We start from the raw sequence: 17,248 nt of genomic DNA on the forward strand, positions 1-17,248 counted from the left end.
GATTGGCCAATCAGCCTCATATTTATTCCATCAAAGAAATTAACAAATATGTGCGAATGAAGATGGAATCGGATGCGCTGCTGAGCGATGTATGGCTTAGAGGCGAAATATCTAATTTTGTTCATCATTCCAGCGGGCATATGTATTTTACTTTGAAAGATAAAGACAGCAAGCTGAAGTCTGTTATGTTTGCGTCCTACAATGCAAGACTCCCTTTTATCCCAAAGGAAGGCACAAAGGTGCTTGCTCGAGGCAGCATAAACGTATTCGAGCGTGATGGAACCTATCAGTTCTATGCTACAGCGATGCAGCCTGACGGTATAGGCAGCTTGTATCTTGCTTACGAGCAGTTGAAAAATCGACTGGATGAGGAAGGCTTGTTTGCTGCTGCGCGCAAACGGGCCATTCCTGTCTTTCCCCGGTCAATCGGCATTATTACATCCCCAACCGGCGCGGCGGTGCAAGATATTATTATAACGCTGCAGCGGCGTTATCCGGTTATACCTATATATATTTATCCTGTGCTTGTGCAAGGCAAGCAGGCAGCCCCGTCAATAGCCGCTGCAATTGATGCGATGAATCGGCACAGCGCTTGCGACGTGCTGATAATCGGCAGAGGCGGCGGTTCATTGGAAGAGCTTTGGGCTTTTAATGAAGAAATAGTTGCAAGAAGCATTGCTGCTTCGCAAATTCCTGTTATTAGCGCAGTCGGTCATGAGACAGATTTTACAATTGCTGATTTTGTAGCCGACCTGCGAGCAGCGACGCCTACAGCGGCGGCTGAGCTTGCCGTACCGCATTTGCTGGAGTTGAAGCAGCAGCGAGCACGAGCAGAGCAGCGCCTGCAGCTTGCAATGAAGGCGCTTATACAAGCAAACAAAGAGAAACTGACGCGGCTTAAACGTTCTCCTTTCTTTATGCAGCCTCGCAAGTATATGCTGGATCAGATGCAGCGGCTTGATCGCTTAACAGAGCAGCTGGAGGGCAGAACAAGACAGCTGGTGAAGCAGCGCTATATTCAATTGGCGCAGCAGCAGGCCGCCTTGGCAGGCAATCATCCTGGCGCGCGGGTGCTTTATTTGAAAAAGCAGCTGGAAGGCTTTAATAAGCGGATGAATAATTCGATTCACGCAAGCCTCAAGGAAAACAAACTGAATTTGACAGGGAAAATAAAGCAGCTGGATGCGCTTAGTCCGCTTAAAGTAATGGCGCGCGGCTATAGCTTAGTATACGATGAGCTGGAAAATCATATTATCGGCAGCATTGATCAGGTCCAAGATGGCGATAAAGTAAAAGTAAAGTTGTCAGATGGACAGTTAGATTGTGTTGTACAATCCAAACGAGGTGAGCCACATGGCAGAAACAACGACTAATCTTGAGACGTTAAGCTTCGAGAAAGCAATGGAGCGATTAGAGCTCATTGTCGCTCAGTTGGAAAACGGGGATGTTCCGCTGGAAACTGCCATTGAGCTGTTTCAGGAGGGGATGGCCCTCTCCCGTTTATGCGGCGGAAAGCTTGAGCAGGTAGAAAGCAAAATTCATTTGCTGATTGAATCGGAGCAAGGGCTGCAACAAAAACCGTTTGTATCTTCAAACGAGGAAAAAGGGGAATAAGCTTGGAACAACTGGCTGCTATTTCTATATATCTGAAACAATCCGCTGCCCGCGTTGAGGCGGCAATGGCAAAATCATTATCAGCAGAATGGGATGTGCCTGATCAGCTTCGAAAGGCTATGGCTTACTCGCTTGAAGCAGGAGGCAAACGGATTCGTCCTGCGCTAGTGCTGGCAGCTGCAGAAGCGGTTCATGGCGCTGAGGAAGCAAGCGAGCATGCACTGCCCGTCGCTTCAGCTATTGAGTATATACATACCTATTCATTGATTCATGATGATCTACCAGCGATGGACAATGATGATTTTCGCAGAGGTAAGCCAACTAACCACAAAGTATTTGGAGAAGCGCTGGCTATTTTAGCAGGGGATGCTTTATTGACGCACGCTTTTTATCTGGTATCCGAGGTTGCAGGTAAAGGTGCGGTTAGCGCTGAGCAGACTTTGCGTATCGTAGCAGATCTTGCCCGTTTGGCTGGCCCAAGCGGGATGGTTGGCGGTCAAGTGGCTGATATGGAAGGCGAGCAGGGCATTACATCCATAGAAGAGCTCGAATATATACATTTGCATAAAACAAGCGATCTGGTTATATTCTCGGCAACAGCAGGAGGCCGCATCGGCGGCGCTACTGAGCAGCAGTTGAAGCAGCTGGCGTATTATGGGCGAAATATTGGACTAGCCTTTCAAATCCAGGACGATATTTTAGATTTAACTGGCGACGAGCAAAAGCTTGGCAAAAAAACAAATAGCGACATAACACAAAGTAAAGTAACTTATCCATATTTGTATGGTTTAGAAGAAAGCAAGGCCAAAGTGGAGAAGCTGACTCATGATGCCAAAGCGGCCATTCTGGATGCGAAATTTGCAGCTCCAGAGCGTTTATTGCAAATTGCAGATTATTTGGTGCATCGCGATCATTAGATAGCTCAGGAAATTGGGCAACTGGCGATGAATATGCTATACTAGCATAAAATTGTATCGTTCATAGGACAGCTTAGCAAGAATAGACTGTCCGCGAAAGCGAGGAAAAAATCGTGCTGCTAGATAAAATTAACGGTCCTCAGGATTTAAAAGGCTTATCAACTGATCATTTGGAACAGTTGGCGGCGGAAATTCGCCATTTTCTAGTTGAGAAATTGTCTGCGACAGGCGGTCATCTTGCTCCTAACCTGGGAGTTGTTGAGCTCACTATCGTTATGCATTATTTGTTCAACAGTCCAGAGGATAAGTTTATTTTTGATGTGGGACATCAATCTTATGTGCACAAAATGCTGACTGGAAGAAAAGATAAATTTGATACATTACGTAAATATAAAGGCCTGTGCGGTTTTGTTAAACGTTCCGAAAGCGAGCATGACGTATGGGAGGCCGGACATAGCAGCACATCATTATCAGCAGCTATGGGGATGGCTTTAGCTCGCGATTTGAAGGGCGAGACTAATCGCGTAGTCGCTGTAATTGGCGACGGTGCGCTTACAGGCGGCATGGCGCTGGAAGCGTTGAATCATATCGGACATGAAAAAAGAAAAATGATCGTTATTCTTAATGATAATGAAATGTCGATCGCACCTAACGTTGGCGCGATGCATCATTATTTAGGTAAAATCCGTTCTGACCGCCATTACCAGAAAGCTAAGGAAGAGCTGCAGCAATTTTTAAACAAAATTCCTGCAATTGGCGGCAAGCTGGCCAAAACAGCAGAGCGTTTTAAGGACAGCCTGAAATATTTGCTCGTAAGCGGCATTTTGTTTGAGCAATTCGGCTTAACTTATCTAGGTCCGGTTGATGGCCATGACATTGACCAGTTAAAAGAGATTATGAAACAGGCTGACGCTATTCAAGGGCCTGTGCTTGTGCATGTCCTGACAATAAAAGGAAAAGGCTACAAGCCAGCAGAGAATGACTCCCATACTTGGCATGGCGCATCGCCTTACAAAATAGAATCAGGCAAAATGATTAAAGCAGTTGGACCGCCAATGTATACGCAAGTATTCGGCGATATGCTGATCGAGCTTGCCGAGCAGGATAAACGTATCGTAGCCGTAACGCCCGCCATGCCTGGCGGTTCAGGCCTAATGAGTTTTGCAGAAAAATTCCCTGATCGTATGATCGATGTCGGCATTGCTGAGCAGCATGCGGCAACGATGTCAGCTGCGCTGGCAATGGAGGGCTTAAAGCCTGTGTTTGCCGTGTATTCGACTTTTCTGCAGCGTGCTTACGACCAGGTTATTCATGATATTTGCAGGCAGAATCTGAATGTTGTATTTGCGATTGACCGTGCAGGCTTTGTCGGCCCGGACGGCGAAACGCATCAAGGCGTATATGATATTGCTTTCCTTCGACATGTTCCTAATATAGTTGTCATGATGCCGAAGGACGAGAATGAGCTAAGACGGATGATGAAAACGGCAATTGAGTATTCAGCAGGACCGATCGCAGTTCGTTATCCGCGAATTAACGGCTTGGGCGTTGAGCTTGATGCAAATCCGGAGCCGCTTGAAATCGGCAAGTGGGAAACAGTGCGTGAGGGCGATTCGGCAACAATTGTTGCCATAGGCCCGATGCTGGAGGTAGCTGCAGATACAGCAGATTTGCTGAAGCGTGAAGGCATGAATGTACAGATTGTCAACGCCCGCTTTATTAAACCGCTGGATGAGGAGCTGCTTCTTAAGCTGGCTAGCGAAGGCAGACGAATTATTGTACTGGAGGAAGGTACGGAGCTGGGAGGCTTTGGAAGCTCCATTCTGGAGTTCTATTCCTTAAAGGGCATTTACAATGTTCCTGTCAAAATAATCGGCGTGCCGGATATTTTTGTTGAGCATGGCTCGATAACGGAGCAGCGTGCAGAAATTGGATTAACTGCGGAACGTGTTGCCGGAGAGCTGCGCAATATGCTGCCGATTCGCATGAAGCGTGTGACAGGCAGATCATAAATAAAGGTGAATAATGACAAACAGTAAAGAAAGAATTGATGTTCTTTTAGTTGAACAGGGCTTTTTTGCAAGCCGCGAAAAAGCAAAGGCAGCTCTGATGGCCGGCCTTGTGCTTGTAGATGAGGAGCCAATAGACAAAAGCGGTACGAAAGTGCTGCGTACTGCCGCAATTAAAGTAAAGGGCGCAGTGCATCCTTATGTTAGCCGCGGCGGTTTAAAGCTTGAAAAAGCGATAAAGCTGTATCAGATTGACTTGACGGGCAAAGCAATGCTTGATATCGGAGCTTCGACGGGCGGCTTTACGGATTGCGCGCTGCAAAATGGCGCAGCTTACGTATATGCTATCGATGTAGGCTACAATCAGCTTGACTGGTCACTTAGGCAAAATGAAAAAGTTTGCGTAATGGAGCGGACAAATTTCCGCTATTTGCAGCCTGAGGATTTGAAGGGGCCAGCACCTGAATTTGCTTCCATTGATGTATCCTTTATATCGTTGAAGCTGATACTGCCAGTACTAGCGACTTTGATTGCGCCTGGCTCTAAAGTCGTAGCCTTAATTAAGCCGCAGTTTGAGGCGGGGCGTGAAAAGGTAGGCAAAGCGGGCATCGTTCGCGAGCCGGCCGTGCATGAGGAAGTGCTTCAATCCATTACGGCTTTTGCTGCAGAGCTCGGTTTTTCGCTGCAGGGCTTAACTTTTTCTCCGATTACGGGCGGCGAGGGCAATATCGAGTTTTTGGCTTTTTGGAGCTGGACTGGTGTAGAAAACCAGCCCGCATTTGATCAAGCTGCTATCAAGCAGCTTGTCCACGAGGCTAATGCTGCCTTCAAATAATAAAATAAAAGCACCAAGGAAAGGATGCCGATCAGTAAATACTGCACAGGCATCTTTTTTGCTTTACTAAGGTGGCAACATTTGCTACACTATCTATAACCAAACAAGCGTTCGCTTAATCGATTTGCTCAAATGGAGGATATTCGATGACGAAATACGGAGATTGGTTCATAATGTTGGCTGGCGGGATTTTTATTGTAATCTGGCTTTATCGAGCGGTTTACCGCTGGCTCCATTCGCCAGTTGCCATGAATACCGTCAAGCTGGGCAAGGGCAAGCCCGTTGATCCTGACGATGAGGCGGTAAAACTGCTGAAGCGTGCCGGATATGATGTGCCCTCATGCAAGCATATTATTCGCATTCCTATTGAAGTAGACGATGAACTGCTCGAATATGGGACAAGATTGAATATAGATTACATAGCAGAGCAAGACCACTGCACATATGTTGTAAAGCTTGAAAAAGAACGTAAATCAGTAGATTATTCACCAAGCAGTCTTAGGGATCATCTGTTGATGTATTCTTTAATTTTGCCAAGCTGCTCCGGCGTATTAATCGTTAACGTGAAGGAAGCGACAGTTCGCAAAGTATCTTTCTTAATTGGATAGCAGAGCAGGTTTAAACAAAAAAGGATGGGGGCCATTTCATGAAGGGCATGCGCCAATTTAAAATAAAGGAAATCATTTCAAACCAGACGATAGAGACGCAAGATGAGCTAGTCGACGCGCTTCGCAAGACAGGCATGCACGTTACCCAGGCGACGGTATCAAGGGATATTAAAGAGCTGATGCTTGTTAAAATTCCTGCGGAGGAAGGGAAATACCGATATTCAATGCCAATGGATGTACAGAGGCACAACCCGATTCATAAGCTGAAACGGGCTTTACTGGACCATTTCACTCATATCGATTATACCGATAATCTGGTCGTGCTGAAGTGCTTGCCAGGCACAGCAAATGCGATAGGCGCCTTAATCGACAATATGGAATGGCCTGAGGTAATGGGCACGATATGCGGTGACGATACGATATTAATGATTTGCAGAACGAAGAAGCAAAGCGGAGAAATTGTGGAGCGCTTGTTTGCTTTACTAAACTAAGGAGGATCTGATCATGCTGCGTGAGTTATCGATAAGAAATTTAGCGGTTATTGAAGAAGTTAACGTTTCATTTCATCGGGGCTTTCATGTTCTAACTGGAGAGACGGGTGCAGGCAAATCTATTCTGATTGACGCACTCAGTTTAGTTATTGGTGGAAGAGGCTCTGCGGATATGGTCAGATACGGATGTGATAAAGCCGAGATAGAGGCTATGTTTGATTTAAATGCCAAGCATCCTGTATGGACGGTATTGCAGCAGCTCGGCATTGAAGGATCATCTGATGATATGCTAATAATTAGAAGAGAGCTTTCTGCCTCAGGCAAAAGCACAAGCAGAGTAAATGGACAACTGGTTACCTTGACGATGCTGCGTGAAATCGGAGAATGTCTCGTTAATATACACGGTCAGCATGAGCATCAATCATTGCTAAAGACGGAGCAGCATTTGGAATGGTTGGATTTGTATGCCGGTGATTTATTAATAGAGCGGAAGCTGCAATATCAGGCTATTTTTGCGGAGCTCCAGCAGATTAAAGGGAATATTCGGGATTTGGAGCAATCCACCCGGCAAAATGCGCAAATGCTTGATCTATACCATTTTCAAATCGAAGAAATATCGCAGGCTGCATTAAAGCAGCAAGAGGATGAATTATTACTGGAAGAAAAGCAAAAGCTAATGTATGCAAGTAAAAGGATGGATGGCATATCAGAAGCTTATGAATTGCTGCAGGGCAAGCGCGCTCTCGATGCGCTTAGCACGGCTATGAGCAAGCTGAATGACATTTTGTCGTATGATCCAGCCAAATTGTCTCCTTTATTTGAACAGCTTTCAAGCGCATTTTATCAAGCTGAAGATGTAGCTTTCCAATTGCGAGATTATCGTGACAGTATTGAATCTGATCCTGAGCTGCTGGAGCAAATTGACGATCGCTTGGCACTCATCAATAGCCTTAAGCGTAAATACGGTGAAACGATACCTGATATTTTAAGTTATTTGGACTCCATTATTGTGGAACGTGATCTAATAGAAAATCGTGATGATATTTTAGAAAAGCTTCATAAGCAGGAAGCTGCCATGCAGAAGCAGGCAGCTGAGCTTGCGCAGGAGCTTTCGCATTTGAGAAGCCACGCAGGCAAAAAACTGTCAGCAGCAATTGAAAACGAGCTTAAGATGCTGCAAATGCCTGCCGCCAGATTTGAAGTAAGCTTGCAGCCGCTTCTAGAAGCAGACCAATCGGTCAAGCTGAACAGCAATGGCATGGATGAAGCTGTGTTTTTGCTTTCCTCAAATCCGGGAGAGCCGCTTAAGCCGCTTAACAAAATCGCCTCCGGTGGAGAAATGTCGCGCATTATGCTGGCCTTGAAGAGCATTTTTGCCGAAATTGACCATATCCCTGTGCTTGTTTTTGACGAAGTGGATACTGGAGTGAGCGGCAGGGCGGCCCAGGCTATTGCAGAGAAAATGTCCCGTCTTGCTTTAACTTGCCAGGTGTTTTCGATTACGCATTTGCCGCAGGTTGCTTGCATGGCGGATCATCATTATGAAATACGCAAGCAAATTACCGATGAAAGAACGGCAACTGGCGTTACGGAACTAGTTCACAATGCCAGGATCGAAGAGCTGGCAAGAATGCTCGGCGGTGTGGAGGTTACGGAAAAAACTCGCAATCATGCACAAGAAATGCTTGATTTGGCACATGATTTAAAAGGTGCTTAAAGGAAGTAAATAAGGGAAACTTTTTGCGGACATAAAACGGTGAGCGAAGGGTAACTTAAAGGTACGCCATTGGCGATACTACCTTTTTCGTCTTACGATGGAAAGTCAGGGAGCGTGAAATCATTGAACTCCAATCAAAGGAAGCGATGGTTTGGCCTTGTTCTCGTGATCGTCGTATGCATGCTCGGTAGCTCCTCCGCTTTTCAACAATTTGCCGCATTGCCGAATGAACTTCGTTTATTCTCAGGCCAGTTGAAGCATTTACAATATGGAGTACCCGTTCAAGCAGAAGTATCGGTCGATCCACAAGTGCTGCAGGTTAACGGATCATCAGCTCAAACGTTATCCGTTAATTTGAAAAACCCGCTGTCATTACAGCCTTTTCAAAGTGGTCAAACAAACCTGAAGATGAAATTATTTGGTAAAATTCCTTTCAAAACTGTAAAGGTAAATGTAGTTCCAGATTTAAGGGTAATCCCTGGGGGACAGACGATCGGCGTAAAGGTGAAATCTGCTGGAATACTAGTCGTCGGCCATCACCAAGTAAAGGATGAATCTGGTCAGAAGCTATCACCTGGAGAAGCAGCTGGTTTAAAGCTTGGCGATCTTATAACGAATATTAATGATACTCCAATTAGAGAGGTACAGAAAGTATCCGAGCTTTGCGCCAAGTACGCTGATCGCAATAAGCCGCTAAAGGTTACCTTTAAACGTAACGGTCAAATAAAGGAAACATTGCTTCAGCCTGTATTTGATGCTGAGGATCAATCCTGGCGTCTTGGGCTGTATATCAGAGACTCTGCAGCAGGGGTGGGCACATTAACCTTCTTTGCTCCTGATCATGGCGTATATGGCGCTTTGGGACATGTAATAACCGATATGGATACACAAACTGCGATTGAGGTCGGTGAAGGGAAAATTTTGCAGTCGCATGTTACCTCAATTAACAAAAGCCAATCTGGCGAGCCTGGAGAGAAGAGAGCAACCTTCGTAAAGGAAGGACATATTCTCGGCAATATTGAGCGCAACACAGCTTTTGGTATCTTCGGTAAGATGAAGGAAGCCCCTGCACAAGGCTATAGCATGAAACCAGTTCCTGTAGCATTTGCTGAAGATGTCAAGGAAGGACCAGCAGAAATTTGGACCGTTGTGAACGGACAGAAGGTGGAACGTTTCCAGATTGAAATTGCTCATGTTTCCAAGCAATCTGCACCAGCTACTAAAGGAATGGTTATTAAAATAACAGATAAACGCTTATTGGATAAAACTGGCGGCATCGTTCAAGGAATGTCCGGAAGCCCGATATTGCAAAATGGTAAATTGATTGGTGCGGTAACACATGTGTTTGTTAATGATCCTTCATCAGGCTATGGCTGCTTTATTGAATGGATGCTGCAGGACGCAGGCGTCCTTAAGCCAACCAAATCCGCCCTGGCTGAGCAAGTGCAGTATGCAGTTTAACTCTGCTTAATAAACAACAAAACTGTGACTTGCATCTTGATTAGTTGAACTTTCCTTCAACTAAACAAGCTGTTAGTCACAGTTTTGTTTATACTCGTTGCTAAATTGTGTTAAAATTAAACAGTTCCATATTTGTCATATGAAAAGGCTCTATTTGTCGAATGATTTCGAATGGAATCAGATCATGTAGCAAATTATTAATTATATCGAAATTACATAAAAAAATAAAGAAAAAAAATTTTCGACAGGAGGAATTCAATTAGTTATGTCGAAAACTAAATTCAGACAACCTAAGAGCGAGACATCAATATCATTTCGAGGGAGGATTACACTTTGCACAAGATCGAAGTATTGTTAGCAGATGACAACAGAGAATTTACTGGCTTGTTATCGGAATACATATCCGAACAAAGTGATATGAAGGTTTGCGGTGTTGCGTATAACGGTGAAGAGGTAATAAGACATTTGGAGCAGACACGTAATGTTCCAGATATTTTAATACTTGATATTATTATGCCTCATTTGGATGGATTAGGTGTTTTGGAAAAACTGCGTGAAATGAATTTGAGTCCAATGCCTAAGATCATTATGCTAACAGCATTCGGCCAAGAAAATATTACGCAAAAGGCCGTACAGTTGGGAGCTTCATACTATATTTTAAAGCCATTCGATATGGAAGTATTGGCTAATCGTATCCGTCAGCTTGTGGGAGTGCCTGCCCACTCGACTTCAGCGCAATTCAGCACTTCATCCACATCATTGAAATCCAATGTAGTGCCAATGGCAAAGGGCAAAAATCTGGATGCGAATATTACGAGCATTATTCACGAAATCGGCGTACCAGCGCATATTAAAGGTTATCAGTATCTTCGTGAAGCGATCACGATGGTATACAACAATATTGAAATTTTAGGAGCAATTACAAAAACGTTGTATCCAGCTATCGCCGAAAAATTCAAAACGACGCCGTCACGCGTCGAACGTGCGATCCGCCATGCGATCGAAGTGGCGTGGACACGCGGCAACATCGACAGCATCAGCCATCTGTTCGGCTACACCATCAACATCAGCAAGTCTAAACCAACCAATAGCGAATTTATCGCAATGGTGGCTGATAAGCTGAGGATTGAGCATAAGGTGTCGTGAAAGGGTAAGAATTAAATATAACGCGAGAAGCAACAGACACTTCTTTATCGGAAATCCAATTCCGTTAAAGAAGTGTTTTTTATTTAAAGTATTTGATTGAATATCATTTTGTTCATGACAAACACAAACATATCATATATGATAAACAGACAATAAAAATATAAAAGCTTAAGGTGCCAGTAAGTAAAGTTGACTTTATTTAATTGGGTAAAAGGGAAGTGGGTGAGATTCCCACGCGGTCCCGCCGCTGTATAAGAGGAGTCTATGCTTAAATGCCACTGGGAAACTGGGAAGGCAGCATAGACGTTGATTCTTGAGCCAGAATACCTGCCTGAAAAGCTTTAGATCATTTTTCTACGAAGGATAGGAGGGTGTCTATTTTTGCATGCTTTTTTTGTAAGTGCAGTTTAGACCTCTTAACCTTCTGTTAAGAGGTTTTTTGAATTATAAGAATTTATAAGTTTTATCTATAAACTTGTTCTTATCATTCATCGGTATAGAGTAACAGGAGGAGTTTGAAAGAGATGAGAAAACAGAAGTGGTTATCGTGGCTGCTCATTGGCAGTTTGTTTGTTTCGGCGTTCTTGTTCCATGTATCGATAGCTTCTGCAAGTAAGGAACAGCAATCTACGTCTTCCATTAAAGAGCTGTATCGCGATTATGAACAAATTTCTGCTTGGGCATTAGAGGCTATACAACAAGCTACGGACAATGGCTTTGTCCAAGGCAGCGCAGGCAAGTTCAATCCGAAGAAGCCGATTACGAGAGCGGAGTTCACAAAGATTTTGGCAGCAATGCTAGACTTTGATGTGACCCCAGAACAAACAGGCTTTTTTACGGATGTAACGGACCAGGACTGGTTTGCTCCTTATGTAAACACAGCTTTTAATAAAGGCTTGATTACAGGCTACGCGAATAAATTCCAGCCTAATGCAACGATTACTCGTGAAGAAATGGCAGTTATAATCGCTAGAGCATTAGAGCTTGAATTTTCAAAATCCGCTAGTGTAATAAAAGATAGCAATAAAGTGTCAGAATGGGCAAAGCAAGCTGTTGAGGCAGTTACCGCACTTGGCATTATGACGGGCGATGCAGCTGGCTTTCATGCCAATCAAGCCGTTACTAGGGAAATGGCTGCTGTAGTTGCAGTTCGTGCATATGTATACAAGGAAGATTCAACAGCATTTCAAAAATCTTTGGAAATAGCAAAAATAACGGAGCAGTTGAAAAAAACGTCCAGCTTTATACAAGCAGAAGTAACGAATCCTGTCATAGCAAGCGTTGGCGGCGATTGGACGATATTTGGGCTTGCTCGTTCAGGCATACCAATCGATGCGCAATATTATAGTCAATATGTTAAAAATGTAGAGCAATTTTTAATAGAGAATTCCAGCAAGCTCCATCATGTAAAATATACGGAGTATGGCAGAGTTATTCTTGCGTTAACCGCGATTGGAAAAGATATAACGAATGCTGCAGGCTACGATTTGCGCGAGCCGCTTGCAGATTTTGAAACTGTTATTAAGCAAGGAATTAATGGCCCAATCTTTGCGCTTATAGCTTTGGATAGTAAAAGCTATGACATCCCTGTAGCAGCAGGCGTTAAAAAACAAACGACCAGAGAGCTGCTGATTCAGTTTATTTTGGATAGAGAAGTGAATGGAGGAGGCTGGGCGCTTGGCAATAACCCATCTGAAGCGGATCCGGATATAACGGCAATGGCTATACAAAGTTTGACTCCCTACTATAAAAATAATGAGAAAGTCACAAAGGCTATCGATCGCGGTTTGTCTTGGCTATCAAATGTCCAGCATGCAGATGGTGGTTATGCCACCTGGGAAACTGTAAATTCGCAGAGCGTCGCTCAGGTAATCGTTGCTTTAACAGGCCTTGGCATTAACCCTGATCAAGACGTCAGATTTATTAAAAACGGAAATTCAGTATTTGATGCATTGCTGGCCTACTCAGACGTAAAAGGCGGATTTTATTATGTGAAATCTGGTGGAAGCAGTAACGGCGGGGCTAATTCTGGTCAGATTGATTTGATGGCTACGGATCAAGCTTTCTATGCATTATCGTCCTATGAAAGATTTCTGACGAATAAGAACCGTCTCTACGACTTGTCAGACGTTTGATTTGGAGGTTTACATGAATAAAAAGAAATGGTTAACTGGTCTGGCAATTGTATGTGTACTGGCAATTGCATTTTTTTGGGGCGGAAATTTTCAGAAGCAATCGGTGAAAACAGATAATAATGTCGGTCAACTTACACACAATTCTTCATTAGAACAAACTGGCGAGGCAGGGAGTGCCACGGATGAGCTAGAGAACAATCAGGAGAAGCATCTGGAAAGTAATCCTGAAGTTCAATCTGAAGCTCAATCTAATGAAGGTTTAAAAGATGATGGGGAAGCTCCCGTCGATCAATCCAGCACATCCTCTACCATCATACCTGAACCTGATAAGCAGCCGGAGCCAGAAACTAAACCGATTGTGCCAACACCTGCAGCAACCGCGGCAAATGGATCCAATCAAGCTGCAGAAGCTTCAAATAATAGTGAGAAAGCACCAGCTTCTACGCCAGCACCAATTGAAACTAAAGAGCCAAACGACAAGGATAAATATCTCACCGATCCTGTTCTGCCAGGTAAACCAGAGCCTGTGGAGTGGCAGGATACGAAGATTGATAAACAGAAAGAGCTGACGGTTACATTATCGGTATCAGCAGCAACGATCCTCGATAATTTAAATATATTTGATGCAGATAAATTAGAGGTGCTACCGCAGGACGGAATAATTTATGCTGCAAAGAAGGTTGTTTTTTACGAAGGTGAATCGGTGTTTGATGTGCTGCTTCGCGAGCTGAAGGCAAATAAAATTCATATGGAATTTAATAGGACCCCTCTTTATAACAGTAATTATATTGAAGGGATCAACAATATTTATGAATTTGATTGCGGAGAGTTAAGCGGCTGGATATACAAAGTAAACGGCTGGTTTCCCAATTACGGAAGCAGTCGTTATGCCTTACAGGACGGGGACGTAGTGGAATGGGTTTATACGTGTGATTTAGGCAGAGATGTTGGCGGATATGTTGCGGCAGCGGGAGAGTCCAAATGAGCAAGGATGTCTTTTCTACCTTTCATCCCATCGTCAATTTTACTTTTTTTGCAGCGGTATTTATGTTTAGCATGATTTTTATGCATCCCATTTTTCAATGCCTGTCATTTATTGGCGCAGTTACCTATTCCATTATGTTAAACGGGAAAAAAGCAGTTATTTTCAACTTTGTTTATATGCTGCCCCTAATGCTGATTATGGCGTCACTCAATCCTATGTTTAACCATGCAGGAATTACCATTTTGTTTTATGCCAAGAGCGGAAATCCGATTACCTTGGAATCCATTTTGTACGGCGTGGCGATGGCTGCGATGTTTATAACCGTTATTATTTGGTTTTCCTGCTACAACAAAGTGATGAGCTCGGATAAATTTATTTATCTGTTTGGCAAAATAGTGCCGGCATGGTCTCTCGTGATAGCTATGGCGCTTCGTTTTGTACCGCGCTACAAAGAGCAGCTAATCGCTATTTCTAATGCGCAAAAATGCATCGGCAGAGATATAACGCAAGGCCATTTGGTGCAAAGAGCGCGTAATGGATTAACGATCCTGTCCATATTGACGACCTGGGCTTTAGAAAATGCAATCGAAACCGCAGATTCTATGAAGGCAAGAGGATATGGCTTGCCAGGAAGAACAAGCTTTTCTATTTATCGATTTGACGGCAGAGACCGGAATGTTTTTATTTTGCTTGTTTGCTTAATTATCATTATTTTTATAGGTGCAGCAATAGGGGAAAATAGCATTCGTTTTTTTCCTTCAATTAAATATACAGAAGCAACAGCGTTCAGTTTAGTTGTCTATTTTGCTTATTTCGTTTTATGTATGATACCGGTTATTTTGTATGTGTGGGAGGAATGGAAATGGACTTATATCAAATCGAACAGTTAAGCTTTTCATTCCCGGACAGTGAGAGCGACGCGCTTAAATCTATAAGCCTAAGCATTAAGAACGGCGAGTTTATCGTTATTTGCGGCCAATCCGGCTCGGGAAAGAGCACTTTACTGAGACAGCTGAAGCCAGTGCTTTCACCTCATGGGAAGCGCAGAGGCACTATTTATTATCGCAGCAAGCCTGTTCAGGAGTGGGATACGCGCACGCAGACGGCGGAAATCGGTTTTGTTCAGCAAAATGCAGAGAATGGCATCGTAACGGACAAGGTATGGCATGAGCTGGCGTTTGGGCTTGAAAGCCTCGGCTTTGACAATGCAGTCATACGTTTGCGCGTTGCTGAAATGGCCAGTTTTTTTGGCATACAGCATTGGTTTCATAAAGGAGTGACCGAGCTTTCAGGCGGTCAGAAGCAGCTCCTCAATTTAGCTTCCATAATGACTATGCATCCTTCCATACTTATTTTGGATGAGCCGACTTCACAGCTTGACCCGATCGCCGCTGCTGAATTTTTAGCGTCGCTTAAAAAAATTAATCAGGAGCTGGGCACAACTATCGTAATTACTGAGCACCGTCTCGAAGAAGTGCTGCCGCTCGCCGATCGATTGCTCGTTATGGATAACGGCTGCTTGTTAATCGATGACCCGCCAATAAAAGCCGGACAATCGTTATTCGAGCTGGCTCACCCGTTATTTGCTTCGATGCCTGCGGCTATGCAAATAAAAGCATCCATTGAAAAAAGCGGCGCTTTGCCTATCACAGTTAAGGAAGGCCGGCAATGGCTGGAGTATTTTGCAGCGGGTAAGGAAAGAAAGGAAGCAGCGACGCTGCCTAAGCAATCGGAGCAATCGCATGGCGAAGCAGTGATCGTATTTAAAGAGGTATGGTTTAAATATAATCAATCTGGCCCGGATGTGATAAAAGATTTAACCTTTTCCGTTCGCAAAGGGGAGTTTTATTGTATTGTCGGCGGGAATGGCGTAGGGAAAACGTCCGCTTTATCGCTGATTAGCGGCATTCACAAGCCATATAGAGGTGAGATTTGGCTTAGCGGCAAAAAATCGACAGCATGGAGCACGAAAGATAAATATACGAAGCATTTAGGTATATTGCCTCAAAACCCCCAAACGCTTTTTGTGAAAAAAACAGTAGAGCTTGATCTATACGAAATGCTGCAAGGCTCTGCTATTACAAAAGAGCAAAAGCAGGAAAAGGTGATGGAGATTGTTCGCTTCGCAGAGCTGGAAAAGCTGCTGAATAGACATCCTTACGATTTAAGCGGCGGCGAGCAGCAGCGTGCTGCTTTAGCTAAAGTGCTCCTATTAGAGCCTGTGATTTTACTGCTGGATGAGCCGACAAAAGGGCTGGATGGCTACTTTAAGCAGAAGCTCGCACAATTGCTGACGGGCTTGAACAAACGTGGCGTTACGATAGTGATGGTTTCTCATGATATTGAGTTTTGTGCGCAGTATGGCCAGACTTGCGCGATGTTTTTTGACGGTAAGCTGATTACAGCTAACGCTGCCAAATCATTTTTTGCCGGAAACAGCTATTATACGACTGCTGCAAACCGAATGGCGCGGCATATTTGGAAGGATGCGGTTACGGCTGAGGATGTGATTTCACGATGTCAAAGCTTAAGGTAGCTATTCACAATCGAACGTTAATGTCTGCGTTAATGATTTTGATCATTATTCCTGCGACGATTATGCTAGGTATTTTTTTATTGGATGACCGAAAATATTATTTTATAAGCCTGCTTATTATTATGTACGCTATTGTTCCATTTCTTATGGTGTTTGAAAGACGCAAGCCAGCGGCCAGGGAACTGATCGTTATTGCCGTTCTTGCAGCCATTGCCGTTGCGGGAAGGGCAGCTTTTTTTATGCTGCCTCAGTTTAAGCCTGTCATAGCTATTGTTATTATTGCAGCAGTCTGTCTTGGAGCTGAAGCGGGATTTCTGGTAGGAGTGACCACAGGCTTTGTATCCAACTTTTTCTTCGGTCAAGGCCCCTGGACCCCTTGGCAAATGTTTTGCTTTGGCATCATCGGCTTTATTGCAGGCTTACTTTTTCAAAAAGGCTGGCTTAGCAGATCAAAGCTGGCGCTTTGCCTATTTGGAGGCGCGGCAACATTTGTTATTTATGGCGGGATTATTAATATTGGTTCTTTGTTTATATTTACAGGCCAATTTTCTTGGACCGCACTAGCCGCCGCTTACGTTTCAGCGTTTTGGTTTGATCTCATTCATACGATTGCTACGGTTGTATTTCTGTATATTTTAGCCAAGCCAATGATTGAAAAACTGGATCGGGTTAAGGTGAAGTATGGTCTAGTGGAGTAACTAAGGTCCTATTCCATCATTCCTATTTACAATTATTGAAGCATTTGGAATAATGAATGTTCACATAATTGGTTAAATATAGGAGGATCAAATTAG

At 44.0% G+C, this 17,248-nt stretch carries 15 protein-coding genes and 1 riboswitch; all 15 genes read left to right on the top strand.

What is annotated here, in order from left to right:
* Positions 1–2: 2 nt before the first annotated feature.
* The 15 genes from xseA to V1L65_RS08005 all read left to right on the top strand — a co-directional run bounded on the left by xseA (position 3) and on the right by V1L65_RS08005 (position 17,152).
* Positions 3–1,373 carry an exodeoxyribonuclease VII large subunit gene (gene xseA / locus V1L65_RS07935; RefSeq protein WP_331698579.1) on the top strand — a complete coding sequence of 457 codons (1,371 nt, stop codon included), beginning with the start codon at positions 3–5 and terminating at the stop codon, positions 1,371–1,373.
* Entirely contained in the window at positions 1,354–1,614 is a 261-nt protein-coding gene (gene xseB / locus V1L65_RS07940) for an exodeoxyribonuclease VII small subunit (protein WP_331698580.1), read from the top strand. The genes xseA and xseB overlap by 20 nt, the downstream gene beginning before the upstream one ends.
* 2 nt (positions 1,615–1,616) lie before the next feature.
* Positions 1,617–2,531: a polyprenyl synthetase family protein gene (locus V1L65_RS07945; RefSeq protein ID WP_331698581.1), complete on the top strand. Its 915-nt coding sequence runs from the start codon at positions 1,617–1,619 to the stop codon at positions 2,529–2,531.
* A 113-nt stretch (positions 2,532–2,644) separates the two neighbouring features.
* Positions 2,645–4,543 carry a 1-deoxy-D-xylulose-5-phosphate synthase gene (dxs, locus tag V1L65_RS07950; protein ID WP_331698582.1) on the top strand — a complete coding sequence of 633 codons (1,899 nt, stop codon included), beginning with the start codon at positions 2,645–2,647 and terminating at the stop codon, positions 4,541–4,543.
* A 13-nt stretch (positions 4,544–4,556) separates the two neighbouring features.
* Entirely contained in the window at positions 4,557–5,375 is an 819-nt protein-coding gene (locus V1L65_RS07955; RefSeq protein ID WP_331698583.1) for a TlyA family RNA methyltransferase, read from the top strand.
* Positions 5,376–5,521: 146 nt separating this feature from the next.
* Positions 5,522–5,983, top strand: coding sequence for a hypothetical protein (locus V1L65_RS07960; RefSeq protein WP_331698584.1), 462 nt, complete (start codon positions 5,522–5,524; stop codon positions 5,981–5,983).
* Between the two features lie 38 nt (positions 5,984–6,021).
* The gene (gene ahrC / locus V1L65_RS07965; protein WP_331698585.1) at positions 6,022–6,474 is read left to right on the top strand and encodes a transcriptional regulator AhrC/ArgR; all 453 of its coding nucleotides are present in this window, start codon (positions 6,022–6,024) and stop codon (positions 6,472–6,474) included.
* A 13-nt stretch (positions 6,475–6,487) separates the two neighbouring features.
* Positions 6,488–8,191, top strand: a complete 1,704-nt coding sequence (recN, locus tag V1L65_RS07970) for a DNA repair protein RecN (protein WP_331698586.1) — start codon at positions 6,488–6,490, stop codon at positions 8,189–8,191.
* Positions 8,192–8,314: 123 nt separating this feature from the next.
* A complete protein-coding gene (spoIVB, locus tag V1L65_RS07975; RefSeq protein WP_331698587.1) occupies positions 8,315–9,652 on the top strand; it encodes a SpoIVB peptidase in 1,338 nt (445 codons plus the stop codon).
* A gap of 333 nt (positions 9,653–9,985) precedes the next feature.
* The gene (gene spo0A / locus V1L65_RS07980) at positions 9,986–10,798 is read left to right on the top strand and encodes a sporulation transcription factor Spo0A (protein WP_331698588.1); all 813 of its coding nucleotides are present in this window, start codon (positions 9,986–9,988) and stop codon (positions 10,796–10,798) included.
* Between the two features lie 154 nt (positions 10,799–10,952).
* Positions 10,953–11,147: riboswitch (cobalamin riboswitch) on the top strand.
* A 175-nt stretch (positions 11,148–11,322) separates the two neighbouring features.
* Positions 11,323–12,933 (top strand): S-layer homology domain-containing protein, encoded by a 1,611-nt coding sequence (locus tag V1L65_RS07985; protein ID WP_331698589.1) that lies wholly within the window; start codon positions 11,323–11,325, stop codon positions 12,931–12,933.
* A gap of 13 nt (positions 12,934–12,946) precedes the next feature.
* Positions 12,947–13,918 carry a DUF4430 domain-containing protein gene (locus tag V1L65_RS07990; RefSeq protein WP_331698590.1) on the top strand — a complete coding sequence of 324 codons (972 nt, stop codon included), beginning with the start codon at positions 12,947–12,949 and terminating at the stop codon, positions 13,916–13,918.
* Entirely contained in the window at positions 13,915–14,808 is an 894-nt protein-coding gene (locus V1L65_RS07995; RefSeq protein ID WP_331698591.1) for an energy-coupling factor transporter transmembrane component T, read from the top strand. Before V1L65_RS07990 ends, V1L65_RS07995 begins: the two co-directional genes overlap by 4 nt.
* Positions 14,781–16,454 (top strand): ABC transporter ATP-binding protein, encoded by a 1,674-nt coding sequence (locus V1L65_RS08000; protein WP_331698592.1) that lies wholly within the window; start codon positions 14,781–14,783, stop codon positions 16,452–16,454. The genes V1L65_RS07995 and V1L65_RS08000 overlap by 28 nt, the downstream gene beginning before the upstream one ends.
* Positions 16,436–17,152 (top strand): ECF transporter S component, encoded by a 717-nt coding sequence (locus V1L65_RS08005; protein WP_331698593.1) that lies wholly within the window; start codon positions 16,436–16,438, stop codon positions 17,150–17,152. Before V1L65_RS08000 ends, V1L65_RS08005 begins: the two co-directional genes overlap by 19 nt.
* Positions 17,153–17,248: the final 96 nt, after the last annotated feature.

It is taken from the genome of Paenibacillus sp. IITD108, assembly GCF_036541265.1.
Lineage (GTDB): Bacteria > Bacillota > Bacilli > Paenibacillales > Paenibacillaceae > Pristimantibacillus.

What these genes read in the sequence shown, in the direction of transcription:
- xseB (WP_331698580.1), top strand. Translation starts at nt 1,354, where the DNA reads ATGGCAGAAACAACGACTAATCTTGAGACGTTAAGCTTCGAGAAAGCA.
- V1L65_RS07955 (WP_331698583.1), top strand. Translation starts at nt 4,557, where the DNA reads ATGACAAACAGTAAAGAAAGAATTGATGTTCTTTTAGTTGAACAGGGC.
- V1L65_RS07960 (WP_331698584.1), top strand. Translation starts at nt 5,522, where the DNA reads ATGACGAAATACGGAGATTGGTTCATAATGTTGGCTGGCGGGATTTTT.
- ahrC (WP_331698585.1), top strand. Translation starts at nt 6,022, where the DNA reads ATGAAGGGCATGCGCCAATTTAAAATAAAGGAAATCATTTCAAACCAG.
- recN (WP_331698586.1), top strand. Translation starts at nt 6,488, where the DNA reads ATGCTGCGTGAGTTATCGATAAGAAATTTAGCGGTTATTGAAGAAGTT.
- V1L65_RS07985 (WP_331698589.1), top strand. Translation starts at nt 11,323, where the DNA reads ATGAGAAAACAGAAGTGGTTATCGTGGCTGCTCATTGGCAGTTTGTTT.
- V1L65_RS07990 (WP_331698590.1), top strand. Translation starts at nt 12,947, where the DNA reads ATGAATAAAAAGAAATGGTTAACTGGTCTGGCAATTGTATGTGTACTG.
- V1L65_RS07995 (WP_331698591.1), top strand. Translation starts at nt 13,915, where the DNA reads ATGAGCAAGGATGTCTTTTCTACCTTTCATCCCATCGTCAATTTTACT.
- V1L65_RS08000 (WP_331698592.1), top strand. Translation starts at nt 14,781, where the DNA reads ATGGACTTATATCAAATCGAACAGTTAAGCTTTTCATTCCCGGACAGT.
- V1L65_RS08005 (WP_331698593.1), top strand. Translation starts at nt 16,436, where the DNA reads ATGTCAAAGCTTAAGGTAGCTATTCACAATCGAACGTTAATGTCTGCG.